Annotated in this window: 26 protein-coding genes and 1 pseudogene; 14 read left to right on the forward strand and 13 right to left on the reverse strand. The window is 72.3% G+C overall.

Going from position 1 to position 25,914, the window contains the following annotated elements; genetic code table 11:
- Position 1: 1 nt before the first annotated feature.
- Positions 2 to 397, reverse strand: a complete 396-nt coding sequence (locus FRAQA3DRAFT_RS36850) for a hypothetical protein (protein WP_232291960.1) — start codon at positions 395 to 397, stop codon at positions 2 to 4.
- A 212-nt stretch (positions 398 to 609) separates the two neighbouring features.
- Positions 610 to 1,377 (reverse strand): type I methionyl aminopeptidase, encoded by a 768-nt coding sequence (map, locus tag FRAQA3DRAFT_RS07625; RefSeq protein WP_009738494.1) that lies wholly within the window; start codon positions 1,375 to 1,377, stop codon positions 610 to 612.
- Between the two features lie 62 nt (positions 1,378 to 1,439).
- On the opposite strand from map, the gene FRAQA3DRAFT_RS07630 reads away from it, so the two are divergent.
- Positions 1,440 to 1,715 carry a helix-turn-helix domain-containing protein gene (locus FRAQA3DRAFT_RS07630; RefSeq protein WP_009738495.1) on the forward strand — a complete coding sequence of 92 codons (276 nt, stop codon included), beginning with the start codon at positions 1,440 to 1,442 and terminating at the stop codon, positions 1,713 to 1,715.
- A 31-nt stretch (positions 1,716 to 1,746) separates the two neighbouring features.
- On the opposite strand, the pseudogene FRAQA3DRAFT_RS38505 reads toward FRAQA3DRAFT_RS07630, so the two are convergent.
- Positions 1,747 to 2,010 (reverse strand): annotated as a pseudogene (locus FRAQA3DRAFT_RS38505) (zinc-binding dehydrogenase); the annotation flags it as partial.
- Positions 2,011 to 2,129: 119 nt separating this feature from the next.
- Complete coding sequence (locus FRAQA3DRAFT_RS07640; RefSeq protein ID WP_009738496.1) at positions 2,130 to 3,083, reverse strand: AraC family transcriptional regulator; 954 nt, start codon at positions 3,081 to 3,083, stop codon at positions 2,130 to 2,132.
- 44 nt (positions 3,084 to 3,127) lie between these two features.
- Between FRAQA3DRAFT_RS07640 and FRAQA3DRAFT_RS07645 the strand changes: the two genes are divergently transcribed.
- The gene (locus FRAQA3DRAFT_RS07645) at positions 3,128 to 4,009 is read left to right on the forward strand and encodes an NAD(P)H-binding protein (RefSeq protein WP_009738497.1); all 882 of its coding nucleotides are present in this window, start codon (positions 3,128 to 3,130) and stop codon (positions 4,007 to 4,009) included.
- 246 nt (positions 4,010 to 4,255) lie between these two features.
- On the opposite strand, the gene FRAQA3DRAFT_RS07650 is transcribed toward FRAQA3DRAFT_RS07645, so the two are convergent.
- Complete coding sequence (locus FRAQA3DRAFT_RS07650; RefSeq protein WP_009738498.1) at positions 4,256 to 5,212, reverse strand: AraC family transcriptional regulator; 957 nt, start codon at positions 5,210 to 5,212, stop codon at positions 4,256 to 4,258.
- Between the two features lie 81 nt (positions 5,213 to 5,293).
- Between FRAQA3DRAFT_RS07650 and FRAQA3DRAFT_RS07655 the strand changes: the two genes are divergently transcribed.
- On the forward strand, positions 5,294 to 6,124 hold the full coding sequence (locus FRAQA3DRAFT_RS07655; protein WP_009738499.1) for an NAD(P)H-binding protein: 831 nt from the start codon (positions 5,294 to 5,296) through the stop codon (positions 6,122 to 6,124).
- A gap of 236 nt (positions 6,125 to 6,360) precedes the next feature.
- Positions 6,361 to 6,822, forward strand: a complete 462-nt coding sequence (locus FRAQA3DRAFT_RS07660; protein WP_009738500.1) for a phosphotransferase — start codon at positions 6,361 to 6,363, stop codon at positions 6,820 to 6,822.
- 151 nt (positions 6,823 to 6,973) lie between these two features.
- Here the strand turns inward: FRAQA3DRAFT_RS07660 and FRAQA3DRAFT_RS36855 are convergent, their stop codons facing one another.
- Positions 6,974 to 7,594, reverse strand: coding sequence for a hypothetical protein (locus FRAQA3DRAFT_RS36855; RefSeq protein ID WP_009738501.1), 621 nt, complete (start codon positions 7,592 to 7,594; stop codon positions 6,974 to 6,976).
- Positions 7,595 to 7,674: 80 nt separating this feature from the next.
- Between FRAQA3DRAFT_RS36855 and FRAQA3DRAFT_RS36860 the strand changes: the two genes are divergently transcribed.
- Together FRAQA3DRAFT_RS36860 and FRAQA3DRAFT_RS34715 are read left to right on the forward strand one after the other, a co-directional pair.
- Positions 7,675 to 8,034, forward strand: coding sequence for a hypothetical protein (locus tag FRAQA3DRAFT_RS36860; RefSeq protein WP_232291962.1), 360 nt, complete (start codon positions 7,675 to 7,677; stop codon positions 8,032 to 8,034).
- An 852-nt stretch (positions 8,035 to 8,886) separates the two neighbouring features.
- The gene (locus tag FRAQA3DRAFT_RS34715) at positions 8,887 to 9,495 is read left to right on the forward strand and encodes a hypothetical protein (protein ID WP_009738503.1); all 609 of its coding nucleotides are present in this window, start codon (positions 8,887 to 8,889) and stop codon (positions 9,493 to 9,495) included.
- A gap of 271 nt (positions 9,496 to 9,766) precedes the next feature.
- Here FRAQA3DRAFT_RS34715 and FRAQA3DRAFT_RS07675 read toward each other — a convergent pair whose 3' ends face one another.
- The gene (locus FRAQA3DRAFT_RS07675; RefSeq protein WP_035920661.1) at positions 9,767 to 10,669 is read right to left on the reverse strand and encodes an aminoglycoside phosphotransferase family protein; all 903 of its coding nucleotides are present in this window, start codon (positions 10,667 to 10,669) and stop codon (positions 9,767 to 9,769) included.
- Between the two features lie 637 nt (positions 10,670 to 11,306).
- Here FRAQA3DRAFT_RS07675 and FRAQA3DRAFT_RS07680 point away from each other — a divergent pair.
- Positions 11,307 to 11,612, forward strand: coding sequence for an N-acetyltransferase (locus FRAQA3DRAFT_RS07680; RefSeq protein ID WP_009738504.1), 306 nt, complete (start codon positions 11,307 to 11,309; stop codon positions 11,610 to 11,612).
- 97 nt (positions 11,613 to 11,709) lie between these two features.
- On the opposite strand, the gene FRAQA3DRAFT_RS07685 is transcribed toward FRAQA3DRAFT_RS07680, so the two are convergent.
- Complete coding sequence (locus tag FRAQA3DRAFT_RS07685; protein WP_009738505.1) at positions 11,710 to 12,459, reverse strand: dienelactone hydrolase family protein; 750 nt, start codon at positions 12,457 to 12,459, stop codon at positions 11,710 to 11,712.
- 480 nt (positions 12,460 to 12,939) lie between these two features.
- On the opposite strand from FRAQA3DRAFT_RS07685, the gene FRAQA3DRAFT_RS07690 reads away from it, so the two are divergent.
- The 3 genes from FRAQA3DRAFT_RS07690 to FRAQA3DRAFT_RS07700 all read left to right on the forward strand — a co-directional run bounded on the left by FRAQA3DRAFT_RS07690 (position 12,940) and on the right by FRAQA3DRAFT_RS07700 (position 15,738).
- Entirely contained in the window at positions 12,940 to 13,752 is an 813-nt protein-coding gene (locus FRAQA3DRAFT_RS07690) for an SHOCT domain-containing protein (protein ID WP_009738506.1), read from the forward strand.
- A 216-nt stretch (positions 13,753 to 13,968) separates the two neighbouring features.
- Entirely contained in the window at positions 13,969 to 14,754 is a 786-nt protein-coding gene (locus tag FRAQA3DRAFT_RS07695) for a 2-phosphosulfolactate phosphatase (protein WP_009738507.1), read from the forward strand.
- Between the two features lie 138 nt (positions 14,755 to 14,892).
- Positions 14,893 to 15,738, forward strand: coding sequence for a MerR family transcriptional regulator (locus FRAQA3DRAFT_RS07700; RefSeq protein WP_009738508.1), 846 nt, complete (start codon positions 14,893 to 14,895; stop codon positions 15,736 to 15,738).
- 71 nt (positions 15,739 to 15,809) lie between these two features.
- On the opposite strand, the gene FRAQA3DRAFT_RS07705 is transcribed toward FRAQA3DRAFT_RS07700, so the two are convergent.
- Both FRAQA3DRAFT_RS07705 and FRAQA3DRAFT_RS07710 read right to left on the reverse strand, forming a co-directional pair.
- A complete protein-coding gene (locus FRAQA3DRAFT_RS07705) occupies positions 15,810 to 16,454 on the reverse strand; it encodes a dihydrofolate reductase family protein (protein ID WP_009738509.1) in 645 nt (214 codons plus the stop codon).
- A 160-nt stretch (positions 16,455 to 16,614) separates the two neighbouring features.
- Positions 16,615 to 19,359: a hypothetical protein gene (locus FRAQA3DRAFT_RS07710; protein ID WP_009738510.1), complete on the reverse strand. Its 2,745-nt coding sequence runs from the start codon at positions 19,357 to 19,359 to the stop codon at positions 16,615 to 16,617.
- Positions 19,360 to 19,482: 123 nt separating this feature from the next.
- On the opposite strand from FRAQA3DRAFT_RS07710, the gene FRAQA3DRAFT_RS07715 reads away from it, so the two are divergent.
- The 3 genes from FRAQA3DRAFT_RS07715 (at position 19,483) to FRAQA3DRAFT_RS07725 (ending at position 23,275) form a co-directional block, all read left to right on the forward strand.
- A complete protein-coding gene (locus FRAQA3DRAFT_RS07715) occupies positions 19,483 to 20,394 on the forward strand; it encodes a class I SAM-dependent methyltransferase (RefSeq protein ID WP_051054200.1) in 912 nt (303 codons plus the stop codon).
- A 323-nt stretch (positions 20,395 to 20,717) separates the two neighbouring features.
- Positions 20,718 to 21,833 carry an EstA family serine hydrolase gene (locus FRAQA3DRAFT_RS07720; RefSeq protein WP_009738512.1) on the forward strand — a complete coding sequence of 372 codons (1,116 nt, stop codon included), beginning with the start codon at positions 20,718 to 20,720 and terminating at the stop codon, positions 21,831 to 21,833.
- Between the two features lie 152 nt (positions 21,834 to 21,985).
- Positions 21,986 to 23,275 (forward strand): lipase, encoded by a 1,290-nt coding sequence (locus FRAQA3DRAFT_RS07725; RefSeq protein WP_009738513.1) that lies wholly within the window; start codon positions 21,986 to 21,988, stop codon positions 23,273 to 23,275.
- A gap of 116 nt (positions 23,276 to 23,391) precedes the next feature.
- Here the strand turns inward: FRAQA3DRAFT_RS07725 and FRAQA3DRAFT_RS07730 are convergent, their stop codons facing one another.
- Positions 23,392 to 24,141, reverse strand: coding sequence for a TetR/AcrR family transcriptional regulator (locus FRAQA3DRAFT_RS07730; protein WP_009738514.1), 750 nt, complete (start codon positions 24,139 to 24,141; stop codon positions 23,392 to 23,394).
- Positions 24,142 to 24,201: 60 nt separating this feature from the next.
- Between FRAQA3DRAFT_RS07730 and FRAQA3DRAFT_RS07735 the strand changes: the two genes are divergently transcribed.
- A complete protein-coding gene (locus FRAQA3DRAFT_RS07735) occupies positions 24,202 to 24,396 on the forward strand; it encodes a hypothetical protein (protein WP_157467202.1) in 195 nt (64 codons plus the stop codon).
- Positions 24,397 to 24,555: 159 nt separating this feature from the next.
- Here the strand turns inward: FRAQA3DRAFT_RS07735 and FRAQA3DRAFT_RS07740 are convergent, their stop codons facing one another.
- Complete coding sequence (locus FRAQA3DRAFT_RS07740; protein WP_083873522.1) at positions 24,556 to 25,065, reverse strand: SAM-dependent methyltransferase; 510 nt, start codon at positions 25,063 to 25,065, stop codon at positions 24,556 to 24,558.
- A 392-nt stretch (positions 25,066 to 25,457) separates the two neighbouring features.
- The gene (locus tag FRAQA3DRAFT_RS07745; protein WP_009738516.1) at positions 25,458 to 25,886 is read right to left on the reverse strand and encodes a VOC family protein; all 429 of its coding nucleotides are present in this window, start codon (positions 25,884 to 25,886) and stop codon (positions 25,458 to 25,460) included.
- Positions 25,887 to 25,914: the final 28 nt, after the last annotated feature.

A 25,914-nucleotide genomic window follows, 5' to 3' on the forward strand; every position in this document is an offset into this window, starting at 1 on the left:
CCTAGCAGCGGCCCGCCCATCGCCGCCCGGGATTTTCGGTGTCTGGCGAGGCGGCGACGAGGCGCGAGGCGGCCCTGTGCTGGATCCAGCCGAGGCAACCGGCGACGAGGATGACAATGCCGCCGACCGCCGGTATCGGATCGGTCAGCAGCAGGCCGCCGGCGGTGAACACCAGTCCGAGCGCGGTGAGCGTCCAGGCGGGAACGCGGTTCCACCAGACCGGGCGAAGGATCATCTGTGCCCACGTCTCGGCGGCTTCGGCAATCGCCTGGTCCGGGTGGCGCCGGCCGCGTCCCGCGAGATGAACGGCCTCACGGCGCGATCGGCTCGGAACACGGCGCCACGCCGCTGCCGTGACCTTCCTGGTCGCGGGGTCAGACATGTCCGGGGTCGCCACAGGTCCATGGTCGCAGGCACGCGACGCGGCTTCGTCGCCCGAGCCGGCCGTCGCCCAAAGCGCCTGCGTGCGCCGACGCGCGATCCGCTCCGCGGTCAAGGGCGCGTGGCTGCCTGCCAGGGAATCGACGCCGGTGGGAGCCTGTGATCGCAGGTCTGTTCTTCCCGACAGCGGCCGGCGTCGTCTGCTGCCGCGGGTGAGCGGGTTCGAGGTCAGGGCAGGGTGAGGATGCGGGGGCCGTCCTGGGTGATGGCGATGGTGTGTTCGATGTGGGCGGCGCGGCTGCCGTCGATCGTGCGCAGGGTCCATCCGTCGGGGTCGGTGCGGTAGTCGTTGCGTCCTCCGGCCATGAGCATGGGTTCGATGGCGAGGGTGAGGCCGTGGCGCAGGGGGAAGCCGCGGCCGGGTCGTCCGTGGTTGGGGACGTGGGGGTCTTCGTGCATCTGGCGGCCGATGCCGTGGCCGCCGAAGTCGGCCGGCATGCCGCAGTCAGCGGTGCGGGCGACGGTGTTGATGGCGTGGGAGATGTCTCCGATGCGGTGGCCGACGGTGGCGGCGGCGATGCCAGCGTCCAGTGCCTGCTGGGTGGCGGCGATGAGTTCCAGGTCGGCGGGACGGGGGGTGCCGACGGTGAAGCTGATCGCGGCGTCGCCGGTCCAGCCGTCGAGTTCGGCTCCGCAGTCGATGCTGACCAGGTCGCCGTCGCGCAGGCGGTAGTCGTCGGGGATGCCGTGCACGAGGGCGTCGTTGACGGAGGCGCAGATCACCGCTGGGAAGGGGGTGGGGGCGAAGGAGGGCTGGTAGCCCAGGAACGGAGAGCGCGCCCCGGCCTTGGTCAGGACGGTGCGGGCGGCTTCGTCGAGCTCGCGCAGGCGGACCCCCACGGCTGCCGATTGGCGGGCGGCTGCGAGGGCCTCGGCCACGACGCGTCCGGCTTCACGCATCGTCTCCAGTGCCGTGTCGGTCTTGATCTCCACCATGTGTCGTGACTCCCTGCGATGCGACGCTATCCAATACTTATACCGGTATTAGTATCACGGACATGGTGAGAGTTCCTTTGAGCCCGCAAGAGCGGCAACGCGGAGAGCGGTTCGGGGCCCTGCTCCGCGAGGTCCGCGGTGACCGCAGCATGGTGGACGTGGCAGCGGCGGCCGGGGTGTCCGCGGAGACACTTCGCAAGATCGAGACCGGCCGGGCCCCGACCCCGGCCTTCTTCACCGTGGCGGCCCTGGCCCACGCGCTGGACCTGTCGCTGGACGACCTGGCCACAGCCTGCGCAGAGGATGCCGACGGCGGTGGCCAGGCCATGTCGGCGTGAACGTCAGGAGACCTGCCGTCCGAGCGGACCACTAAGCGACCGTGAGCACGATCTTGCCCTGGATGTGCCCTCGGGCAGCGCGTTCGTGCGCGGCTCGGGCATCCGCGAGCGCGAACGTGCTGTCGATCGCGACGCGGACCGTGCCCGCGTCGAGCAGGCGCCCCAGTTCGGCAAGCTGCGCGCCGTTCGAGCGGACCTGAGCGCTCGAGACCGTGACGCCCAGCTTCGCGGTCTCTTCCTCGTCGACGTCCCCGGGGAGTACGGGGAACTGGGCGCCGCCGCGCTTGAGCGTGCGGTCGAGTGCCGTCGGGCGATGCCGTGCCTCCTGGCGCTTCTCGGGCTGATGGGGGTAGCGAGCTTGTGGCTGAGACGTCGTCGTGAAGTCCCGCCGTAGAGGGGCGCGTTCCAGCTCTGTCAGCCTGCGTGGGTCTGGGAGGCGGAGCTGGCGCGGTGTTCGCTGGGGGTCATGCCGCGGCGGCGTTTGAAGGCGACGCTGAGTGCGAACGCGTTGGCGTAGCCCACTTTCCTGGCGATCGAGCTGACAGTGGCGTCGGTTTCGCGCAGGAGATCGGCGGCAAGGGTGATGCGCCAACCGGTCAGGTGGGCCATGGGGGGTTCGCCCACCTTCGCGGCGAAGCGGCGGGCAAGGAGGGCGCGGGAGGTTCCGGTCTTGGTCGCGAGCTCGGCGACCGTCCACGGATGGGCTGGGTTCTCGTGCAGGAGGCGGAGGGCGAGGGTCACTACGGAATCGCCTGTGGTGCGTTCCCAGGTTGGTGGGTTGTTCTGCGGGCGGTCGAACCAGGTGCGCAGGGCCGAGACGAGGGCGAGCTCCACAAGGCGGTCCAGGATGGCCTGCTGCCCAGGCTTGTCCTTGGTCGTTTCCCGGGCGATGATCTGCGTCATCGGCGGGTCGCCCGTCGCCTCCTGGACCACCAGGACGCGGGGCAGTGCGTCGAGCAGGCGTCCGCTGATGCCGGCCGGGCCCTCGTAGACGCCGCTGAGCAGCCGGGCGGAGCCTGTTTCGGTGACACCGCACGTCCGCGGGCCCAGCACGATGCCTTCACGCGCACGAACGCGGGCTGTTCGGGCGCAGTAGTCCGCGCTGGTGATCGTCAGGTGCGGTGAGATGGACGGATCGTCGGTCACAGTGTAGGGCTCGGGGCCGCGGATGACGGCGATGTCCCCCGGTCCGATCGCCACCGGGTCGTTGCCGGTGGAGACGAGCCACGCCTGGCCACGCAGCATGGTGACAAGACTGAGCTGGGCGCCGCTCGCGAAGCGCAGCGACCAGCCCGGAGTCATGACGGTCTGGGTGATCAGGGCCCCGCGGGCCCGTACTCCGTCCAGCAGGCCTGCCAGCGTGTCCACGCCGCCAATATAGACGCACAGAAATCGAAACGAGCGTTTGAGGCATGGCCCGAATCCCGAACGCGGGTTTGACTGGCCGCATGATTCGGCATCCGTTTCTGGTTACCGGCGGCACGGGTAAGTCTGGCAGCCGGGTCGTGTCCCGGCTGAAGGACAAGGGCGTTCCGGTCCGCGTGGGGTCGCGGTCGAGCGACCCGCCTTTCGACTGGACCGACCGTGACACGTGGGACGCCGCTTTGGAAGGAGTCGAGAAGGTTTACCTCGTTCCGTTCGACGGTGAGCTGCTGACGCGTCCGTTCGTCCAGCGGTGCGAGGAGCTCGGGGTCAAGCGGGTCGTGCTGCTGTCCGGGCGGGGGGTGGACGTCCCCGGCTACGCGGGCGAGAACAGTGGTGCAGGCAAGACGCACATCGACGGCGAGGACGCCGTCCGCACCTGCCGTCCGGAGTGGACGATCATCCGGCCCGCCTGGTTCGCGCAGAACTTCAGCGAAGGCTTCTTCCTGGACGCCGTGCTCTCCGGTGAGCTGCGCCTGCCGGCCGGGGACGGCGCGGCGAGTTTCGTCGACGCCGAGGACATCGCCGCGGTCGTGGTCGCGGCCCTCACCGAGACCGGGCATACGGGCCAGGTCTACGAGGTGTCCGGCCCCCGCGCGGTGACCATGGCCGGGGCTGTGGCCGAGATCTCGCAGGCCACCGGCCGCACGGTTCGCTACATGCCCGTGGCGCCGGAGGACTTCGTCGCCGAGCTCGTCGCACAGGGGTGGTCCCGGGGCGACGCAGAGGACTACGCCGACGCGGTCAGCCCGATCCGGCGCGGCATGGACAGCCACATCTCTGACGGCGTGCAGCGCGCGTTGGGCCGCCCGTCCCGCGACTTCAGCGATTTCGTGAAGCGCGCAGCGGCCGCCGGGACCTGGCAAGACTGAATCCCTGGCTACACGGGGAATCTTTGATCCGGCGATGACTTTGTGGCCACAGCTTCCAGGCGTTGGTCTGACCCTCGGTCCAGCGCTGGTCCGAGTAGGGCTTGAAGGGGTCCAAGCCCTCTAGCTCGGACACCAGGGGACGAGTGACCCGCCGGTAGCGTTCAGGGCTTCGCGGCGGTGGCCTCGCGGGAAAGGCGGTACTGCCGGGAGTGTGATGATCCGTTGCCCGCGCCACCCGGCGCCTTCCTAGCTGTAGCTGGCCATCCGGGCGGCGGCTGCGCGGTGCTGGCTGGGGCGGGTTCCGTACACGCGCTTGAAGGCCACGCTCAACCCGAAGGCGCTTCGGTAGCCGACCTGCCGGGCGATCGATTCCACGGTGGCCTCGGTGCGCACCAGCAGGTCGGCCGCCAGGGCGAGGCGCCAGCCGGTCAGGTAGGTCATGGGCGGCTCGCCGACCAGGTCGCTGAAGCGGCGGGCGAAGGTGGCTCGCGACACGCCGGTCTCCTCGGCGAGAGCGGTCACGGTCCACGGACGCGCGGGCCGGTCGTGGATCAGTCGCAGTGCCCTGCCCGCGACGGGGTCGCCGAGCGCCCGGTACCACGCGGGCGGATCGGCCTGCGGGCGGGTGAACCACTCCCGCAGCGTGGACAGCAGCAGCAGGTCCAGGAGCCTGTCGAGAACGGCCTGCTGTCCCGGGTCGTCCCGACTGATCTCCCTGCCGGTGAGGTCCAGGATCGGGCCGAGCTTGCCGTCGTGGCGAACCACGAGCACCCGGGGAAGCCCGCTCAGCAGCCGTTCGGAGACCCGGCCGTCGGCCTGATAGCTGCCGGTGAGCAGCACGGTCGGGCCGTCCGGGCTGTTCCCGCAGGTGCGAAGGCCCAGGATGACGTCGTCGCTGATGTCCTCGCCGTCGGCCGTCGTGCATTGGTCGGGGTGCACCACGTAGAGCGGCGGCGTCCCCGCGCCGGCGTCGTCGGCGATGGAGAACGGCTCCGCCCCGGTCACGATGGCCACATCGCCACGGCCGAGCGCGACGGGCGCGGCGTCGCCGGGGACGACCCAGCCCGCGCCGCGCAGCATGGTGATGACGGCGAGCGGCGTCCCGTCGGCGAAGCGGACCGACCAGGGCGGGGCCACGATGTTCCGGCTGAACAGGGCGCCGTCGGATCGCACCTCGTACAGAAGGCTCGCCAGCGGATCCACGCAGCGAGCCTAGACGCTGAGACATCAATGTGAGCGCGTGAACCATTCCCCGACTCACCGGCGCACTGTTTGACTGATCACATGACGAAACCGATCCTGGTCCTCGGTGGCACGGGCAAGACGGGACGCCGCGTGGTCTCCCGCCTCCAGCAGCGCGGACACGAGGTCCGCGCGGCCTCCCGGAAGGGGCCGACCCGCTTCGACTGGAACGACGAGAACACCTGGGAGCCCGCGCTGGCGGGCGTCGGCGCGGCCTACCTGGTCGACTCACAGCTCAGTGACGCCGCGACATCGCTGAGCTCCTTCAGCAAGCTCGCCGTGGCCAGCGGTGTCGAGCGGCTGGTGCTGTTGTCCAACCGCGACTGGGTGGTGCCCGCCGGCGAGGAAAAACTTCCCGGCGAGCGCGCGGTGCGGGAATCCGGCGCAGCGTGGACGATCCTGAAGCCGGCTTGGTTCGCGCAGAACTTCAGCGAGGATTCCCTCTTCCGAGGGCAGCTCGTTGACGGCGAAGTCGTGTTGTCGACCGGGGACGGCGCCGAGCCGTTCATCGACGTCGAAGACATCGCCGACGTCGCCGTGGCCGCCCTCACCGAGGACGGCCACGGCGGGCAGGCCTACGAGCTGTCCGGGCCGCGGCTGCTGAGCCTGGGCGCCGTGATCGATGAGATCGCCCAGGCCACCGGCCGGGACATCACCTACCGTCCCGTCTCACCGGCCGACTTCGCGGCCCACGCCACGCAGCAGGGCTTGCCGGAGGAGTACGTCGCCTTGCTGAACATGCTCTCCGGCTGGATCAGTGAGGGCCGTTTCGCCCAGCTCGCCGACGGCGTTCAGCGGGCTCTTGGTCGCGAACCCCGCGACTTCACCGACTACGTCAGGACCACCGCCGCGACCGGGGTGTGGCACGGCTGATCAGGGCTCCGTCAGGTCGGACAGCTTCTTTGCCCGGTCCGGTTCGGCTCCGGTTCGGCTCCGGTTCGGCGAGGACCTGGTGCAACAGCAGGGCGTTGACGTGGACCGGCGCGAACTGCGCAGCAGCCGGACTGAGCCGGGCAGCTTCCCGAGATGAATGCCCGCGTGCCCAGGGGTGGGCGTGGGCAGGTAGAACGAGCACTACCGGTCAGCTGTGGATCGTGCGGGAGACGGACATGACCGAAGAGGCCATGCCCGGCGGCTTCGTGAACACGGTTGTCCGGATCGGCGACACCGTGCGCAGGCCACGTACGTCCCGGTCCGACTTCGTCCACCGTCTGCTCGGCTTTCTCGACCAGCAGGGATGGCAGGCAGCGCCACGGTTCCTCGGCATCGACGAGCAGCACCGGGAGATCCTCAGCTTCATAGACGGGCCCGTTCCCTGGAAGGTCGAACACGCGCCTGCCGTCCGGTCCGACGCAGGCCTGATCCGGGCCGCCGAGCTGGTCTGCGAGTTGCACGACCTCACCACGGGGACACCGCTGGCCGACGGCCACGACGTCGTCTGTCACAACGACCTGTCGCCGAAGAACACCGTCTACCGCGATCTCGGTCAACAGCCGCACCCGTCTGATCCAACGTCGTCTAGCCCGGCAGCTCGCAGCGGGCCTTCACCAACTGCTCGAGTGCCGCGTTGAGCAGATCGGCCGGGTTGTCCTTGCCCTGCGCCGCGCTCACCGTGAACCCGTCGTGCAACTCCCGCGACGAGATCGTCCATGTGAACCGCGGATACGCCGTCCCGCATCACCACAGGCGACGATCGGCTCAGCGGCTCAGCGGCTCAGCGGCTCAGCGGCCGGGTGGGCCGGGGGTGCGCAGGGCGCGCAGTTCGGCGGCGAGGTCGTCGGCCTGGCGTTCGGCGCGTTCGGCGCGGGTGCGGGCCTCGGCGCGGGCCTCGCTGATCACGGCGAGGCGTTCGGCGGCGGCCTGGCGTTCGGCGTCGAGGCGGGCCTCGGCCTCGGCGCGGATCCGCTCGATCTCGGCGGCCGCCTCCGCGCGGATCCGGCTGATCTCGGCGGTGGTCTCGGCGCGGACGCGGTCGAGGTCGGCGGTGGTCTCGGCGCGCAGCCGCTGGGCGTCGGCGTCGCCAGCCTGGCGTAGCCGCAGCGCCTCGGCGCGTTCGACGCGGATGTCCTCGCGCAGCGCGTCGCGTTCGGCGCGCAGCTCGGTGCGGATGCGGGCGTCGCGCTCGGCGTCGCGGCGCAGCTGGGTGAGTTCGGCGACGGCGTGGTCGCGGGCGGCGGTGGCCTCGGCGATCCGCTGCTCGGCGACGCTGTGGGCCTCGGCGAGGCGGGCGGCGGCGTCGCGGTGGGCGGCGTCGAGGTCGGCGCGGGCCTGGACGCCTGCGGCCGCCACGGCGGCGTCGGCGTCGGCGCGGGCGGCCTCGGCGGCGGCGGTCGCGGCGCGCACCGCGGCCGCGGACTCCTCGACGGCGTCGGCGCGGGCCGTCTCGGCGGCGGCCAGGCGCCCGTTCGGCGTCGTCGAGGGCGGTGACGGCCTCGGCGGCCACCGCGTCGGCCTCGGCGCGGGCGGCCGCGGCGGCGCGGGCGTTCTGCTCGGCGCGCACCGCGCGGGCGACGGCCTCGGCGACCCGTTCGGCGGCTTCGGCCTCGGCGGCCTCGACCTGTGCCTCGGCGGCGGTGATGTCGCCGAGCAGGGCCAGCTGCCGGCCGAAGGCGTCCAGGGTGACGGTCAGCTCGCCGGCGAGGGTCTGCACCTGCCCGGCGAGTTCCTCGGCGCGCGCCCGCCCGGCGGCCAGGGGCCGGGGGATCGGCGCGGGCCGGGCGCTGCCCGTCGCCGGGGTGTTCTGCCCGGCGGGACGGTTGGCCAGTTCGCGCCGGCGCCGGTAGGCGGCGAGCCGGTTGTGCGCCGGCTCGTCGCAGTAGGCCGGCGGGCGGCCGGGGCCGTCGGCGGGTGCGGCCGGGCGTGTGCAGCCCGGGTAGGCGCAGCGCGCCCCCGCCGCGGCGACAGGCACCGGCCGCGCCTGATCCGCCGCCATGTCCGCGGCGGCCGAGCCGGGTGCCGGGGCCGGGTCGGCCACCGCGTCAGGGCCGGCCGGCGCCTGCGTGGGGGAGGGGATGCCCCCCGCGTCCGCCGGGACGCCGGTCGCCGCCGGCGCCGCGCCCGGCGCGGTGGTGGGCAGCTCGGGGGGCTCGACGGACGGCCGCGGCGCCGGCGGGCGGAACGGCCCGTCCGGCTCGTCCGGCTCCTGGCGTTGCTGAGGGGGGCGGGGCACCCGGCTCATCACGATCCCTCATTCCGTCTCGTACCGTCATTTCCGTATCATCGCCGAGATGAAACGTTAACTGGCATCGTTATACCACGGAACGGAACGACGATATCGGACCCCTCGCGTGTCCCTGCGCTGACGCCCGATAAGCGGGCGTTATCGGGCGCTAGGATCCGAAGATGCCACCCGAGAGATTCGTAGAAAACCGCTGCTACACAGGCACTTCACCGACCCGAACCGCACCGGGTGGACGAGACGCTTCCTCGCACAGCGCTCCACGCCCCGCTAACTTCCGTCCCGTGGACGAACTGCGATCATGGCTGGACGAGTGGATGCTGTACCTGCGCACCGGCGAGCGATCCCCCAAGACCCTCCGCGCCTACGATCAGAGCGGTAGAGGGGCGTGGACACAGCGGCTCGGCCAACCTTCCGTCGACCCGATCGTCATCAGCTCGCTACCGAGGCAGCGCCGATGACCGCGGACGGCACAGCGAGCACCCGTCGTCACCAGATCCCGCGAGCCGGGCGAGACGCCGCGGCCGTCAGCCGCCGCGCCGACAGCCGGAACTGCCAGGCACGCGTCACCGCCGTGCTCGACGGCATGCGGCGCCGACGCACACCGCTGAGCGACGCAGAGATCACCCGCCGGGCCCGCGTGAACGGTCAGTACCTCCAGCGACACCGCGACTCGAAAATCCGCGCCGCACAAGTCCGGGTAGCGCTGCCCGAAGACGCAGCGCTACCCGAAGACGCAGGGCGGCAGGCAGCCGCAGCCCCGTCCGCGACCAAGCGGGCACTGCGTACCGAGAACGCGATGCTCAGGCAGCAGAACACCGACCTGTGTCAGCGCCCGGACGCGGTCCTCGCCGAGCTGCGACAGCTTCGAGTGGACGGCCTGACCGCGTCGGCGACCGGAGCGCTTACCGGCCGGACGCCGCTCCCGCCCGCCACCGACGAACTCCAACGGCAGCTCGACGAGACCCGCGCCGCGCTGAAAGCCACCGAAGCCGACCTGGTCGCGGTGCGAACTCTTCATCAGCGGCTACTCGTGGAAAATAGCAGGCTGATTTCCCCGGGCTGAGATGATCGCGCCTTGACCCATCGGACGGTGTCGTCTGTCCAGGCTCGGCCTGTTGGCCGGTGGTCCTCGACGAGGATGGGGCTCGGCACCTGGTCGCATCCTGGCGAGATACAGCAGGCCGTCGAGGTGGTCGATCTCGTGGTGGGCCAGGCGGGCGAGTCCTCGCTCGTCGACGGTGCTGACCGTGGAGCATCGAGCGGATCTGTTCGTCTCCACGGGGAGGGCATCGTGAGCGACGCGAGAGCGACGTCTGGGGATCGTCGCTCCGTGCCTACACCAAACCGCCTGTCAGAACACGATCGAGCGCTGCCCGGCCTGCGGGTCCCCATGTCGGCTTGCCGCCAGGAAGGCCCCGGTCTCCGTTCTGGCCCATCAGCATGAGGATCAGGCTTTTCAGAGCAGCCAGTCCGCGGGCGCGCCGGATCGTCGCCTCGTCCGCATGCGCGTACACGTCGAAGAAGCGTGAGGCGGCGCCCGCGGGAAGGACTACCCATGCGGCCGCGAGGTCCCACGCCGGATCGCCGGCGAACATGTCACCGAAGTCGATCACGCCCGAGAGCGTCCCGGCCGAGACGACGACATTCGCGGGATGAAGGTCACCGTGCACCCAAACCGGCGCCCCCTCCCACTCGGGGGCCGCAACGGCGGCGTCCCAGACGGCCCGGACGTCGGCGGCAATGCCGCCGGGGGCAACGGCTTGCAAGAAGTGGTCGAAGCCGTCCGTGCACTTCTTGGGGTGAGCGCCGCGGTCCGAACTGGTCGGCGCCTCGACGGGCGCCTCCACGTGGAGCGCTCTGAGGAAACCCGCCAGAGTGTCGGCCGCGTGGTCGCCGCGGCTGATCGAGGTGTAGTCCAGTGGCTCGCCGGGAACCCACGTCCTGATGGTCCAGGGCCTCGGGAAGCGCGCGGACGGTTCACCGATCCGTACAGGGTTCGGGACCGGGAGCGGCAGGCGCGGGGCCAGGACGGGCAGCCACCGGCGCTCCTTGCGCTGGAGGTCCGGGGCGCGTTCCGTGCGCGGCATGCGCACGGCCAACTCGTCCCCGAGGCGCCACTGCTGGTTGTCCCACCCGCCCGCCACCTCGCGGATGGCCAGCCCTGCCAGGTCCGGATGCTGCTCCTGCAGCAGGTCATGGACCAGCTCTGCGGTGATCTCGATCTCGGAATCGGTCATACGAAGCCACCGTACTGGGGCAGGCGCCGACTCTGGCTCCGCTCGTGATCCGCGACTGGCCAGCTGCCCCAGCCGGTAGCCGACGGCGGTACCTCGACGACGCGGTACCTCGACGACAAAGAACAGGAAGTTGGGATTGGTCGAAAGGTCCTGGAAGCCGTCCGGGAACAGCTCACGGGCGGCCGGGTCGGGCTGCGGCTCGCTGATGACGGAAAGACGGAAGCCTGCAGTGGTGAAGGCATCGGTCGCCACCGCGGGCGAGCAGCTCGACGTCGCTGAGCGACCCGAGCCTGTCGGGGCTCACCGATGCTTTCAGGCGCCGCCTGGATCGGTCCACCACGGATCAAACGTCCGCACGGTGCCGGCTCTGGCCGCCAGTGAATCGAAGCATCGCCTCACTTGTTTTGTGGCCGTGACCAGCGAAGATGTCTCGCAGGCGCCGGCGTGAGCCCCGCCAACTCACACGAGACAAGACAGTCTCAGAGATGGTGACCACCCGATTGCAGGCCGTCTCGGTGACTCTGCTTCGATCGCGGGGGAATCTCACCGAATCTGCTCTGTCAGGTGAGAGCGGGGGCTCGTCACGGGTCGCCCGGGTTCGGGACGTCGGGAGGGGCATCTGCCTCAGCCGACTGGCATGATCAGCGGTGACCGGACCGACCTCGACACCGTCGAGCTGATATCGCTGTGGGTGGCGCCGGCGGCCCGAGGCCGCGGGGTCGGCGACCTGCTCGTCGCAGCCGTGGTCGCGTGGGCCGCGCGGGCGGGTGCCGACAAGGTCGTGCTGAGGGTGTACGAGAACAACCACCACGCGGTCCGGCTCTACCAGCGCAGCGGGTTCTCCCGGACCAGCGTCGCAGCGGCGGTCCCTGGCAGTGACCGGCCGGAGTGGGTCATGCAGCGAGCGCTGCCCGGCCGGCGCACCCTGCCAGACGATCAGTGAGGCGGCCCGGTCGCCGAGAAATGGCTCGAGCAGGCGCGGCGGCGCCGGCCGCGCTGTCGAGCGCGGCCACGTCGCCGGCGACCGTCGAGCCGACGTCTCAGAGGTTGGCCAGGGTGCGCTCGAGCAGGGAGAGCAGGCGGTCCCAGTGGCGCTGTAGTGCCGAGGGGCTGAAGGCGTCGGTGTCGGACATGGTGAAGCCGTGGAGGGTGCCGGGGTAGATCTCGCAGGTGTGGTCGACACCTGCGCCATCCAGGGCCTGGTCGAGCGCGCGGAGGGACTCGGGCGTCATGTCGCCTTCGGCGAGGCCGAGGTGGACCTGGGCGGTGAGCTCGGGGAAGAGGCGGTGCGGGCTGTCGGGTGCGTCGGTGATCAGGAAGAAGGGGTGGAATCCGGCGACGGCAGCCACCTGGTCCGGGTGGGCGGCTGCGGTGCGCATCGCCAGGACGGCACCTAGGCAGTAGCCGATTACGGCGACCGGTCCGGTGCCGACCTCGGGTTGGGTGGTGAGGAACCTGAGGTAGGCGTCGGCGTCGCGCAGGGCACGTTCGGTGGTGTGCGCCTCGATCAGGGGCATCAGCCGGGCGAAGACCGCGGGCCGGATCTCTGCTCCGATATGTGCGGGAAGTTCGATCACTGGTGCCGGGCCGTGCCGGTAGTAGAGATTGGGGACGAGCACGTAGTACCCGTACGCGGCCAGTTCGCGGGCCTTCTCCTCCAGCTCGGGCCGCACGCCGAAGGCGTCCGGGTACAGCAGCACCCCCGGGTGCCGCTCGCTGCGGTCGGGGAAGGCGGCGAAAGCGTCGGCCTGGCCGTCCGCGGTGGGAACCTGCAGCGTCGTGGTGGGCATGCATTCTCCTGTCGTGGTTGATGTGTCAAGCCTGATCAACACGACGGAGGCGGAGCCCGCGCGGCAGCACAAGAGCCTCGATCGAACAGCGGGCCCGCACCGGCCCGTACGGCGCTCAGAAGAGCACCGGGTCACCCATCCGTGTGTGGCGCAATGCCGTCCCGGTAGTCATCGCCGCACAGCCTAGCCCGGCGATCAGCGGGACAGCGCCCCACCGGGTGCGGATCTGGTCTTGGGACGGCGCAGATTCCCCAGCTCGGGGGCGGCGTCCAGGTCGGTAGGACGAAACTGGCCCATCTCGGAGTCGCGGGGGTCGCTCTGTCCCTACGCTGCGGCCATGAGTGAACCTGCGGCGTTGACGCAGCGGTGGGCGGCGGACAGCGTTCAGATCATCAGCAGTACCCCGGACCGAGCACCCGACGCGGTGACGGCCCCGCTGGCGGCAGTCGCCGGGATGTCACCACCATCAGGGGCGGCACCATGCGCACGTTGACCAGCCAGGGTGAGCAGGCGGTCGCGGACCTCTCCGCCAGGTACGCGGTGAGCACCGACGCGGTGCGGGCCATGCTGGAGGCGGTCCGGCGGGGCAACGGCACCATGGCGCAGTTCTCCCACCCCGAGTTCGGCGGCAGCGGCCAGTGGATGGCGGGCGGCATGACGATGGTCGGCGACATGGGTAACCATGGCCTGCAGGCAACGGTCAGCGGCCTGGCGAGCGAACTGTCGAGACTGCTGGCCTCCACCGCGGTGTACGCGCCCGCGCCCGATCCGGTGTCCGCGGGCGAGCCCGGCCCGGTTCACCCGGCGAACCGCGGTGCGGCGGAACCGGGTTCCTGGTGGCCGGGCGAGCTGGGGCGGCCCCAGGCCAGCGGCGGCCAGAACGACTCCCACTACGCGGTGTTCCCCCAGCTCAGACGGTTGGCCGTGCAGAGCGGCGGCGGGCCCGTGCGCGTCTACGACACGCTCGACCATGCCATCGGCGGCGTGCACCAGCAGCAGGGCGCCGCGCCGGGCACGCTGTCGTTCACCAGCCAGCACGGCACCTTCACCGTCGACAGCCTGCCGGTGGCGAGCCCGACCACCCCGACGCCGCCCGCCGCCGAACCCGCCGCGTCGACCACCGCACCTGCGTCGACCACCGCACCTGCGTCGCCCGCGCAGGCGGCCCCGGCGGGAACCGACGCCGACGCGGTGCTGGCGACCCTCGACCGGCTCGGCGATCTGTACCAGCGCGGCGTCCTGACCGGCGAGGAGTTCGCCGCGAAGAAGGCCGAACTCCTCGCCCGCCTGTAGCCCGGCGCGCCGGACACCCGACGCCGCGCCCCGCCAGGTCGCCCCCATCAGCCCCACCTGCGGTGACGGGGCGTGGAGCGATCACGGCAAAGGAGGAATGAACCCTGCCGGTATCTGCTGGACTGGGAGAAAGGCGCTGCCGGGCGGGCGCCGACCGCGAGCGGTCCACGTAGACGGTCCCCGTAGGCGGTCCACGTAGGCAGACAGGAGTGCGTCGTGGTGGGTGTCGGCGAGCAGCGGCCGTTTCGCGTCCGCTTCGGCTGGGGTGGTGAGGACCTGGCCGTTCTCGCGCCGGTGAGCGACACCGTCGTGATCGTCGACGTGCTGCGGTTCACGACGGCGGTCAGCGTCGCGGTCACCCGCGGCGCGCAGGTGTTGCCGTTGCGCTGGCGCGACGCCACCGCCGTGCGGTTCGCCGCGCAGCACGGGGCGGTTCTCGCCGGCCGGCGTGAGGATCCGACCACGCCATGGTCGCTGTCACCGGCCGACCTCGCCCACATCTCGGCCGGCACCCGCCTCGTTCTGCTCTCACCCAACGGCGCCACGCTGTCGGCCGCGGCAGCCGACAGCGGCACGGCCCCCATCGCCGGCTGCCTGCGCAACGCGGCGGCGGTGGGCACTGTGCTCGCCGACGATCTCGCCGCCGGCCGGTGCGTCGCGGTGATCGCCGCCGGAGAACGGTGGCCAGACGCGCAGGGACGCGAGCACGCCGGTCCGCTGCGTCCCGCCGTCGACGACCTGCTCGGCGCCGGCGCGATCATCGCCCGCACCGTCGAGGCGGGCGCCCTGACCCGGGCGCAGCTCTCCCCGGAGGCCCGAGCCGCCCTGGCCGCCTTCCGTGCGGCCGAACCCGAGCTGCACGACGAGCTGCGCGGGTCCGTCTCCGGACGGGAGCTGCTGGAGCTGGGCTGGGACGACGACGTCGCCAGCGCCGCGCAGCTCGACGCCGACGCCGTCGTCCCCGTTCTGCGCGACGGCGCGTTCACCGCCCTCGGCGGGTGACCGGCCCCGGTGGGCGGCGCGCGGGCGCGTCGCCCACCGGGGGGCGACCGGGACGAGGTCCTCGTCCGGCCGCCGATAAACGCGCGACGGCCGGACGTTGACCCTGACACGGTGGCAGGTCGTAGACCGGTAGGCGTCATGTTCACCATTGGAGACTTCGCCCGCCGCGGGCGCGTGTCGGTCCGGATGCTGCGCCACTACGACGCGATCGGACTGCTGCGGCCCGCCCATGTCGACCCGGGCAGCGGCTACCGCTTCTACCAGGACGGTCAGCTCGCCCGACTCAACCGGATCATCGCCCTGAAGGACCTCGGCTTCACCCTCGCGCAGGTGCGGAGCATCGTCGACGAGCAGGTCAGCGTCGACGAACTGCGCGGCATGCTGCGGCTGCGCCGAGCCGAACTCACCGCGACGATCGCGGCCGACACCGCCCGGCTCGCCCGGGTGCAGGCGAGGCTTCGCGCCATCGAAAGCGAGGAACACATGCCCACCGACACTGTCGTGACCAAGCCCGTCGCCGCCGTCCGCGTCGCGGAACTGGTCGCCACCTGCGCCAGCTACGCCCCCGAGGACATCTCCCCGGTCCTCACGCCCCTGTTCGCCGACCTGATCGACCGCCTCGCCCGCGCCGGCCTGACCCCGACCGGGCCCGCCCTGGCCTACTACACCGACACCGCCGAAGGTGACGGCACGATCAACGTCCACGCGGCCCTGCCCGTCGCCACCGGCCACGACGCCGCCGCCGGCCACGACGCCGGCCACGACCTCACGATCGTCGAGCTCCCGGCGGTCCCCGCCGCGGCCACCCTCACCCACCACGGATCCATGAACGACATCGTCGCCACCGGCCAGACCCTGGCCCGGTGGATCGACGCCCACGGCCATCGCAGCGCCGGCTACGCCCGCGAGGTGTACCTGTCCTGCCCCCCGCACGCCCCCGAGCGGTGGGTGACCGAACTGCAGGCGCCGATCACGACGCCCTGACGTGGGCCGGCCCCGGCGCGAGCGGTGCGCCGGGGCCGGCCGGGTACGGACCCACCTGGCGCGGGCGCGCGTCAGTCGTCGCGCCCGACACCGCGGTCGGGTGCGCTCATGTCCCCGGTCGCGGGCGTGCCGTCGGCGAGCCCGTAGCGCAGGTACACGGTGCCCTTCGGACTGGCTACCGGCGGTTCGAGGAGGGTGACGTTCGTGGGCACCGCGCCACCGTCGAACACCTTCTTCCCGACGCCGAGCACGACCGGGTGCACCCACAGGTCGAGACGGTCGAAGAGCTTCTCGCGCAGGAGCGTCTGCACCAGGTTCAGGCTTCCGACGACCTTCACGTGCGCGTGCCGGTCACGGATCTCGCGCACCGCGCCGGGCAGATCCGGGCCCAGCCGCGTGGACCCGGCCCAGGTGAGGTCGGGCGTGGCGCGGGAGGCCACGTACTTCGGGACGCTGTTGAACAGCGTGGCGAACTCGTTGTCCGCGCCGCCCTCCTGGTACGGCCAGTAGGCGGCGAAGATGTCATACGTCCGCCGGCCGAGCAGGAGGGCGTCCGTGCCCTCGTACGCGGCAGCGACCTGCGCCCCGGCGACCTCGTCCAGCAGGGGCGCCTGCCAGCCGCCGAACGGGAACCCCACCGGGTCCTCCTCGGGGCCGCCGGGCGCCTGCCCGACGAGGTCGAGGGTTGCGAACAGCGCGATGTGGATCAGCCCCATGCCGTACTCCCGACGAGTTGGTTGTGTCCCGGTCGGAAGGTAGACCCGCGGGCGGCCGGCAGACTCATCGCCGCGACCGCACCCCGCTTCACACTCGTCGACCGCCTCGACCGCCTCGACCGCCTCGACCGGCCCGCCCGGCCCGCCCGGCCCGGACGGGTCAGAGCCGGTGGCGTAGCAGGGCGGCGCCCACCGCCGTGGCGGGCAGCCAGGAGGCCGCCTCGTCGAGGGTCGCAGCGTCACCGGGGCGCGCGTCGCGCAGCGGCCGGCGCAGGATGCGCGACACCGCGACTCCCCGCAGATCCCGCAGCAAGATCGTGGCACCGTGCGCGGTCGCGAGATGCGTCCCTGGCGCGGTGACAGCCGCCGCCTCGGTCTTGCCCGGGGCGGCCCACGTGCGGTCGTAGACGGGGGCGAGGTCGGGCCAGGAGAGCACCTGCGGCCCGGCGGAGCCGCGCACGACCATCACGGCACCCGCGCCGGGCAGGGGGAAGATGCCCAGCGGCGCGCCACGGTACCCGGGAAGGGGCAGGGATCGCTCCCGCGTCGCCCGCTCGACGTTGTAGATCGTCTGCTCGCCGTCGAACTCGGTCAGGATCCCGGTGCCGTCAGGGCCGAAGCCGAATCTCGACATCCTCACGCGTGTCTGTGAAACCGGGGTGATCAGGCGGCGTGCCTGCACGTCATACCGAGTCAGGCGCGCTCCCACGACGAGCAGCGTGCGGCCGTCGGGGGACAGCGCGGCCCAGTGCGGTGACGGGTCCTCGACGCGCAGGCGTTCGCCGTTCTCACCGTCGGCGTCCCAGAAGGCGATCGTCCGGTCCAGGGACACGGTGAGCGCCCCGCCGCCGGACAGCGCCATCAGGGCGACCACCGCGTCCTGGTGGAAGCCGAGCTCGCGTCGGCGTTCCCCGTCGAGGAACAGGACCGCCTGGCGCGTGAACAGCCCCACCCGGGCCGCTGCGGCGAAAACCCGGCCCCCACCGGCCGCGCACACCTCGGTGACGGGACCGTCCAACCGGTCGAAACACCACAGCCGCCCGCCCGCCGGGTCGACGAGCTCCACCTGGTCGTACTGCGACCTTCTGACGTAGGGGATCCACTGCCTCCTCGTGGAGGGGACGTGGCAGTTGTTCGGCACCGCGTAGACCCCTTCGCCGGTCGGCTCCGAGACATCGTGGTGGGTCGCGATCACCAGCTCGCGGCCGTCGGGGGAGAACGACAGCGCCTGCGGCGTCGCGCGGTCCCCGGACGATCCCCTGGTGTGCCCCTCGATGCGCCTGGGCTCGGGTGGCGTCGCGAGCTGGTCGTCGAGCTCGGCCTCGCCGAACCGCGCGTGGGCGTCGGCGGCCATCGCCAGCAGCGACTCGTCGGCGACGCCCGCGGGCCGGTACCCGGCGGCGCGCAGCCGGGCCGCGACTGCCAGCGCCGGGACGAACGGCAGCCGGAACGCCAGCCGCCACGCCTGCTCCGCCCGGCCTTCGGCGATCAGGGCGCCGACGACATAGTCGATCTCCGCTCGGGTCAGCTCGCCGACGCGGTCAGGGGCGTCGGTGGGGGCGGTGGGGTCGCCGCCGAGGAACACCGCCACGACGTCGGTACGGCCGTAGCGCCGCGCCGCGGCACGCACCGCGGCCCTGGTGGTCTTCTCGGCCGCCCCGCTGGCGTCGGCGATCAGCCGGCCGTCGGCGTCCACCTCCTCGTAGCGGTCCCACTGCTCGCTGAGGAAGGAGAACAGGGCCCGCTCCGCCCCGGGTGCCGGCACGTGGTCACCTTCGACGGCAGCGCTGCGGGCCTCGTCGCGCCGGGCGGAGTCCGGCGCGAGCTGCGCGGTGACCAGGAGCTCCGCGCGGGCAGCCGGGCTGGTCAGGTGCCGCAGAGCACGCCGCAGGGCGTCCGCCAGCGCGCGCGGCACGGGCCGGTCGACCAGCGCGTCGAGCAGCAGGCCGACGCCGTGCGCGCCGTGGGTGGCAAGGTGGCCGTCGTCGTGGCGCAGCGCCGCGGCGACGACGCGATGCGCGTCGTCGGCGGGCAGGTGGCGGTTGTCGGTGAGCAGCGCGAGCCACCGATCCGTGGCCGGCGAGGTCTCGCGCAGGCAGGCCGACGCCAGCTCGTCGAGCGCCTTCGGCACCGACGTGGCCCGCAGGGTGTCCGCCGCGCCCTGGGCGAGCGCCGGGTCCGCCTCGGCGACCGCGCTGACGATCTCGCGGGGCCAGCGCCTGGCCAGCACCTCCGTGAGCAGGGCCCACTGCCTGGCCCCCCGCGCGGGCGACGCGGGCGACGCGGGCGACTGTCCGCGCAGGCGCAGCAGGAGCAGCGGCAATCTGTCCTCGCGTGGCAGGGCGCGGGCCACCCGTGCCCGGCGGCCAGTGATGTTTTGCCAGTCCTCGCGGCCCTCGCCGGTGACCGCCGTGTGCACCAGCCCGAACAGGTCCGGCTGGCAGCTGTGCGCCCAGTAGGGGGCGATCGTCGCGACGACGGCATCGGCCCACCCGCTGAAGGGCGCCGTCCCATAGCGGATACGTATCGCCAGCTCGTCGTGAAGTGCCCGCACGGCGGCGGCCGGAAGGGGTGGCGGCTGGCTCGTCGGGTGCTCGCCGGACCGCGTCGGCCGCGAGGCCGCCACCACGTAGGCCAGCGCCGAGACGCCCGCGAGCCGGCCGGCACGGCACGCTCTCACCAGCCGCCGCAACGCCCACCGGGCCCGCCAGCCGGGATCGCCGTCGCCCGCCGCGTGCGCGCGGGCCGCGGCCCGGCGCAGGCGCCAAGGTACCGCAACCACCTCGGTGAGCAGACGGAGCAGGCCGTCCTCGTCGGGGCTGCTGTCCGTGCTGTCCGCGACCTCGCCGGCCGGGCTCATCCGCCCAACGCCGCTCGCGGCTGGCAGCTCGTAGTCCGTCGACATGACGTGGAGTATGCGTCCGCCGCCCCAGGGTTGCGCGCGAATTGGACCAAGGCGCCGAAGCGGAGGACGGCCGATCGGATGCACTCGGGCCGGGCAGGCGATGCTGGGCCTGCCCGGGCCGCGATGCCCACGGTTGCGGCAGAATTGCCAGGCGTGACTTCCCACCGGCATCCCTCCCCGCAGCAACGCCGCTACGCCGACGATGTGCTGGGTGGCCCGACCGACACCGAACGTGCCCGGCTGGCCGCCATGGCCGCGGTCTGCGACCCGACGACGATCCGCGTCCTGGACGAACGCGGCGTCGGCGTCGGCTGGCGATGCCTGGAGGTGGGCGCCGGCGGCGGGTCGATCGCGGCCTGGCTCGCCGACCGCGTCACCGGTGCCGACGCCGACTCCACCACCGGCCCGGCCACCGACGCCGGGGCCGGCCATGCCACCAGGGCCGGCCATGTGGTCGCCACCGACGTCGACACCCGCCACCTCGACGTCCTCGCCGGCCCGGAACTGACGGTCCTGCGCCACGACGTCACCCGTGACCCCGCGCCCCCGGGCGGGCCGTTCGACCTCATCCACGCCCGGTTCGTCCTGGAGCATCTTCCCGACCGCGAGCACGTCCTGGACCGCCTGCGGGACTGGCTGAAACCCGCCGGCGTCCTCGTCGTCGAGTCGATCGCCGCGTTCCCCCTCGATTCCTCACCCCACCCGGCGTTCCGCCGGGCCATGCTGAGCATCGACGAGGCGCTGGCGAAGACCATCGGCACGGACTCCGCCTGGGCGCGCGGGTTCCCCGGCCCCCTGCAGGCCCGCGGCCTGGTCGACGTGGGGGTGAGCGTGCACCTGCCGACCACCGGCGGCGCGGGCGCCTCCGCCCAGTGCTGGGCGCTGACCCTGACGCGGCTGCGCCCCCACATCCGCGAGCTGGACCTGGCCGGCGACGACACCCTCGACGAGGCCCTGGACTGCCTCGCGGACCCGGCGTTTTTCGACCTGTCCTTCGCCACCGCCATCGCCTGGGGCCGCGCACCCGACTACTGATCTTTCATGGGTGGTGTCGGTTGGTGGTTCGTGCTGATGGTTCCCGGGTCGGTTCGGCGGCGGGTGTTGATCGGATACCGGGACCGCCGCAGACACAGCCATCGGGGTTACCGCCAAGCCAACCATCATGATCACCGGGCCGGAGGTGTCGTGGATCATCTCCACCCGACCCGGCAAATGAAAGATCGGTAGCCGCGCGCGGCTGGATGCGCGCAGTGGCGACCCGCCGCGCCGCCGGGGTCCGCCTGGACCTGCGGTCGGCCTCGTCGCCCGGCGGAAAACGAGTTGACCATGGTGGGTGTCGCTGGGCTAGGTTCACCCTCGTGATCGAGGTTGCGGGCAGCTACGACAGGCGGTTCACGGCGGTGCGTGACGCGCTGGCGCAGTCGCTGGCCGCCGAGGACGTCGGCGCCTCGGCGGCGGTCCACCTCGACGGCGAGCTGGTCGTCGATGTCTGGGGCGGTCACACCGACGCCGGGCGCACCGTCGCCTGGGAACGCGACACGATCACCAACGTCTGGTCGGTCACCAAGACGATGACGGCGCTGTGCGCGCTGATCCTCGCCGACCGCGGTGAGCTCGACCTGGCCGCGCCGGTCGCCCGGTACTGGCCCGAGTTCGCCGCCGCGGGCAAGCAGGGCGTGCAGGTACGCCACCTGCTGGCCCACACCGCGGGCCTGCCGGACTTCGACGATCCGCTGAGCGTGGCCGACCTCTACGACTGGCCGTCGGTCACGGCGCGCCTGGCCGCGCAGGCCCCGCGCTGGGAGCCCGGCGCCCTGGCCGGATACCACTCGCTCACCCAGGGCTTCCTCGTCGGTGAGGTGGTACGCCGCATCACCGGCCGGCCGCTGGGGGAGTTCTTCGCCGAGCAGGTGGCCGCGCCGCTGGGCGCGGACTTCCACATCGGGCTGCCCGCCGAGCACGACCACCGCGTCGCGCCCGTGCTCGCCCCGCCGTCGGCGCCGTCAGGGGACCTGGTTGCCGCCCCGCCGGGGGCCGACCGGGGCGCGTCCGCGGCGCCCGGGGTCGGCATACGCGTCAGCGACGCCAACACCCTGGCCTGGCGGCGCGCCCACATCCCGTCGGTGAGCGGGTTCGGCAACGCCCGCTCCGTCGGTGCCGTGCAGTCGGTGCTGGCCGGCGGGGGCACGGCGCGGGGCGTGCGGCTGCTGTCGGCGGCCGGCTGCGAGCGGGCCCGCGAGCAGCAGTACCGCGGCGTCGACCAGATCCTCGGCGCCTCGATGCGTTACGGCATGGGCTACGGCATCTTCGACCGTTCCTGCGGCTGGGGCGGGTGGGGCGGCTCGCTGGTGATGGTCGACCTCGACGCCCGGCTGACCGTGTCGTACGTGATGAACCAGATGCTCGACGACGGCGGCCTGGGTGACCACCGGGCCCTGGGGATCGTGATCGCCGCCTACGAGGGCCTGTCGTAGGTCCGCCGCGGCGGACGTCCCCCGCGGCGCGGACGGCCTGACCTGCACGGTCCGCCGGCACGGAGGCGGTGGGCGCGGCGGTGGGGTGTCGCCTGACAGACTACCGGGGTGCACGGTCGGCGACCGGGGCGGCACTTAGAGTGCGAGCAGTGATGGCAATCCTCCGCACGGTGTCCCTCGCCGCAGCGATCCTCCTTCTCCCCGTCGCCGGTGCCGGCAGCGCCGAGGCCTCGGCGTTCCCGCAGGCCTCGGCGTTCCCGCAGGCCTCGGTATCCCCGCCGCGTGCCGCCGCCCCGACCCCGACCCCGTCGGTGTCGGCGGCGGCGGCGGGCGCGCGGCCGCCGACGGTGGCGGGACGGCCGGTGCGGCTGGCCCTGCCCCGTCCCACCGGGCCCTTCGCCGTCGGCCGGGACACGGTGCACCTGGTCGACCGTCATCGGCGCGACCCGTGGGTGCCGGGCGTCGCGCGGGAGCTGATGGTCGACGTCTACTACCCGGCGCGGGCCGCCACCGGCACCCCGGCGCGCTACGCCACGGTCGAGGAGGTCCGCCTCTACCTGGCCGCGTTGGGCCTGGCCGACCTCCTGCCCGTGCAGGCGCTGAGCGACACCGCGATCGCCAGCCGCGCCGGGGCGCGCCCGCTGCCCGGGCGCCGGCCGCTGGTGCTGCTGTCCCCGGGCCTGGGGGTTGGGCGCCGTTCGCTGACCGGGCTCGCCGAGGACCTGGCCAGCCGCGGCCTGGTCGCCGCGGCCGTCGACCACCCCTACGAGTCGACCGGCACGGCGTTTCCCGGCGGGCGGATGCTGACCTGCCTGGCGTGCGAGCGGATGCGCACCGACGCCGACTTCCAGGCCGCCACCCGCGGACGCGCCGCCGACCTGTCCTTCGTCCTGAACAGCCTCACCGGGCCGCACCCGGCCTGGCACGGCGCGCAGATCATCGACCGCGCGCGCATCGCCGCGGTCGGGCACTCCCTCGGCGGGGCGGCGGCGGCGTCGGTGATGCTGCACGACCGCCGCGTGCGCGCCGGGGTCGACATGGACGGCACCCTCGGTGAGCCGGTGGGCGCCGGCGGTTTCGGCGGGCGGGCGTTCCTGCTGCTCGGCGCGGCGGCGAACCATCCCGGCGCCGGCGACCCCCCGGCGGCGGACGAGGATCGGACCTGGGTGCAGGCGTGGGCGCACATGGGCCCGCCGCGGCTGTGGCTCGACGTCGACGGCGCCGACCATTTCAGCTTCACCGACGATCCCGTCCTCGCCGACCAGATCCCGCTGCCCGCCGCGCCGCCGCCGCAGGCGCAGGCGCTGACCGGCCGGCAGGCGTTGGCGATCACCCGCGCCTACGTCGGGGCGTTCGTCGAACGCTGGCTGGGCGGGCGCGCCCAGCCGCTGCTCGACGGGCCGAGCCGGGCCTACCCGCAGGTGCGGGTCGTCGGCCGGTGACCCTCAGCGCGCAGCCGACGCCAGGCGCCGGCGGTAGGCGCCCGGGGTGTCACCGGTGTGCTGGCGGAAGGCGCGGGTGAACGGCCTGGGGACTGGCAGGATCGCCTATTCAACCGTCATGTACTCGCAAGATCCACACCGTCGGCCGTCCCTGTCCGTAGGGGCTGCGAGTGGCTGCTCGGCTGGGCCACGTCCCGGCACGGGCTGTTCCGTTGTTCCTCTGTTCCTCGTGCGGTTGGACGATCCGCCTGGTGGGTCAGATCCGCCTGGTGGGCCAGATCGTCGAGATGCTGGTGTAGCACGGCGCGGATGCCGGTCGGGGTGACGCCGGGCGGGTCGGCGATGCCCTGCACGACCAGGCCGTCCAGCAGCGCGTGCAGCCGGGCGGTCTCCACCTCGGGGTCCCGGTGCGCGGCGAGCCGGCCGAGGTCGTCGAGCTGGCGGATGACGGTCCGCACGACATACCGGATCAGCCCGTCGACCTCGCGCCGTTGCTCGCGTAGCTGCGCTCCGACGTGCGCGTTACTGACCAGCGTGAGCCATGCCTCGGACTCGACCCGCCGGTTCGCGTCGAGGGGCAGAAGCTGCTCGAGAATCTCCAGGGGCGTGGCCGGCGTGACGGCGCCGCCGCGGGCAGCGTCGAGCGCGTCGAACCGCTGCCGGACCTGACGGACCGCCCATTCCACCGCGAACGCGATCATCTCACCGCTGGTGGCGAAGTAGTGGCGCAACGCCCCGGGCGACCAGCCCGCCTCCCGGGCCACCGTGCGGACCGACACGGCGGGGAAGCCATCCCGCAGCGCCACCCGCCACATCGCGTCGGCGAGTTCCTCGCGGCGGGCCTCATGATCGACAACTTTCGGCACGGGCCCATAATGGCACAGCCGTGCTAAATTATTTTTGTGACACAGCCGTATGAAAACAAGGTGCGTGCCCGGCGGTCCCGCTGGGCGCCGTGGTGGGCCTACCTCCTCGTCGCGATCGGGCTGAATGTGCTGCGGCAGCTCGTGTGGCCGCCGTCGCGGGTCAGCGTCGTGCTGACGGTCGGTCTGTTCGTCGCGGTGCTGGTCGTGACCGGGGTGGTTGTGACAGCGGTGTTCCGCGCGTTCGGCGGCCGGTGACAATCGAGCACACCAGGCGCGAGGCGTACCCCGAAGCCGTCGACCAGGCCCACGCAGACTTCGCCGCGCTCCAGAGCGCCGACGTCCCCCGACCGCGCCCGGACGTCACGACACCCAGCCCACGACCATGATCAATCCTGCTGGGACGACCGAGCCGGGCTAGACCTTGCGGGCCAGGCCGCCGTAGATGTTCACAGCCGCGTCGGTGAGGCCGGCGGGCACGTCCGCGTCGGGGCGCCAGCGGTGGACGAACTGCACCCCCGGGTCGACCAGCTCCAACCCGACGAACAGGCTCTCCACCTCGGCGCGGCTGCGCAGCCGGGCGGTGATGGCGCGCTTGCGGTAGCTGTCCGCGGCCGCGTCGAGGACGGGGTCGCCGTCGCCGATGCCGTGGGTCAGCGCCAGGTAGCTGCCCGGGGCGAGCGCGTCGACGAGGCGGGCGATGAGCCCGCGCGGGTCGGCGTCGTCGGGTACGAAGTGCAGGATCGCGATGAGGAACAGCGCGACCGGGCGGGTCAGGTCGAGGGTGTCGTGCAGCTCGGCGGCGTCGAGGATGGCAGCCGGGTCGCGCAGGTCGGCGTCGAGGTAGGTGGTGCGGCCCGGCGGGCTGCTGGTCAGCAGCGCCCGGGCGTGGGCGAGCACGAGCGGTACCACCCCTTGGTTGCACATGGAAGGCTGTGATCGTCGTCCGCCTCGGTCTGTCGGTTGAGCGCCTCCGTTGGCAAGCCGACCCGTACCGCAGGCGCGCCAGCGCCGAGGAACGGGAGCGGCGCGGCAGCACTTCACGCGCTACCACCCGACTACAAGATCGGCCCGGCGCGTCCGGACGCCCACGATCGTCCTTCGTTCGCGGTCACAGCCCTGACCGCGTCCACTGGAGTTCGCTCTGGTCGGCTGGCGTCCCGGGCTTAGCTGTACGGATGGCTGTACCGCACCGCGATGCTCGGCACCGCACGACCGCACGATCTTGCCCTCACGGGATAACTCCCGCCCCACACGGGACCGGCTTTAAGAGAGGCTCAAGGAAGACGGTTCACCACCTCGCTGGTCCCGGAGGATGCTCAGTCAAGACAAAACTCGTTTCCCTCGATGTCCTGCATCACGATGCAGGAGTCGTGGCCGTCATACAGCAGTCGCACGCGCACCGCGCCGAGCACGGACAGTCGTGCGCATTCAGCTTCGAGCGTGGCGAGGCGCTCTTCACCCACGAGCCCGGAGCCGACCCTCACGTCAAGATGCAGCCGATTCTTGACGACCTTTCCTTCGGGAACGCGCTGAAAGAACAGCCGCGAGCCCACACCCGAGGGATCAATGCAGGCGAACCATGAACCCTGATCCTCAGGAAACCGGGAGCGGTTGAAATCATCCCAGGTGGTGAACCCCTTCGGGGGCGGCGACATAACATACCCCAACACCTCGCACCAAAAGCGAGCGACGCGCTCAGGTTCTGCGCAGTCAAAGGTGACTTGAAACTGCTTGATCGATGACATAGGTGCACCGTAGCATGGGAGACGTTTG

The organism is Frankia sp. QA3 (assembly GCF_000262465.1).
Classification (GTDB): Bacteria; Actinomycetota; Actinomycetes; order Frankiales; family Frankiaceae; genus Frankia.

Coding starts and splice junctions, on each gene's coding strand:
- FRAQA3DRAFT_RS07675 (WP_035920661.1), bottom strand. CDS start 10,669: ATGACCGATTCCGAGATCGAGATCACCGCAGAGCTGGTCCATGACCTG.
- FRAQA3DRAFT_RS07705 (WP_009738509.1), bottom strand. CDS start 16,454: ATGGGGCTGATCCACATCGCGCTGTTCGCAACCCTCGACCTCGTCGGG.
- FRAQA3DRAFT_RS07630 (WP_009738495.1), top strand. CDS start 1,440: ATGGTGAGAGTTCCTTTGAGCCCGCAAGAGCGGCAACGCGGAGAGCGG.
- FRAQA3DRAFT_RS07725 (WP_009738513.1), top strand. CDS start 21,986: ATGGCAATCCTCCGCACGGTGTCCCTCGCCGCAGCGATCCTCCTTCTC.
- map (WP_009738494.1), bottom strand. CDS start 1,377: ATGGTGGAGATCAAGACCGACACGGCACTGGAGACGATGCGTGAAGCC.
- FRAQA3DRAFT_RS07685 (WP_009738505.1), bottom strand. CDS start 12,459: ATGCCCACCACGACGCTGCAGGTTCCCACCGCGGACGGCCAGGCCGAC.
- FRAQA3DRAFT_RS07715 (WP_051054200.1), top strand. CDS start 19,483: ATGCCCACGGTTGCGGCAGAATTGCCAGGCGTGACTTCCCACCGGCAT.
- FRAQA3DRAFT_RS07745 (WP_009738516.1), bottom strand. CDS start 25,886: ATGTCATCGATCAAGCAGTTTCAAGTCACCTTTGACTGCGCAGAACCT.
- FRAQA3DRAFT_RS34715 (WP_009738503.1), top strand. CDS start 8,887: ATGACCGCGGACGGCACAGCGAGCACCCGTCGTCACCAGATCCCGCGA.
- FRAQA3DRAFT_RS07645 (WP_009738497.1), top strand. CDS start 3,128: ATGGCCCGAATCCCGAACGCGGGTTTGACTGGCCGCATGATTCGGCAT.
- FRAQA3DRAFT_RS07680 (WP_009738504.1), top strand. CDS start 11,307: ATGATCAGCGGTGACCGGACCGACCTCGACACCGTCGAGCTGATATCG.
- FRAQA3DRAFT_RS07655 (WP_009738499.1), top strand. CDS start 5,294: ATGACGAAACCGATCCTGGTCCTCGGTGGCACGGGCAAGACGGGACGC.
- FRAQA3DRAFT_RS07710 (WP_009738510.1), bottom strand. CDS start 19,359: ATGTCGACGGACTACGAGCTGCCAGCCGCGAGCGGCGTTGGGCGGATG.
- FRAQA3DRAFT_RS07690 (WP_009738506.1), top strand. CDS start 12,940: ATGCGCACGTTGACCAGCCAGGGTGAGCAGGCGGTCGCGGACCTCTCC.
- FRAQA3DRAFT_RS07740 (WP_083873522.1), bottom strand. CDS start 25,065: ATGTGCAACCAAGGGGTGGTACCGCTCGTGCTCGCCCACGCCCGGGCG.
- FRAQA3DRAFT_RS07660 (WP_009738500.1), top strand. CDS start 6,361: ATGACCGAAGAGGCCATGCCCGGCGGCTTCGTGAACACGGTTGTCCGG.
- FRAQA3DRAFT_RS07700 (WP_009738508.1), top strand. CDS start 14,893: ATGTTCACCATTGGAGACTTCGCCCGCCGCGGGCGCGTGTCGGTCCGG.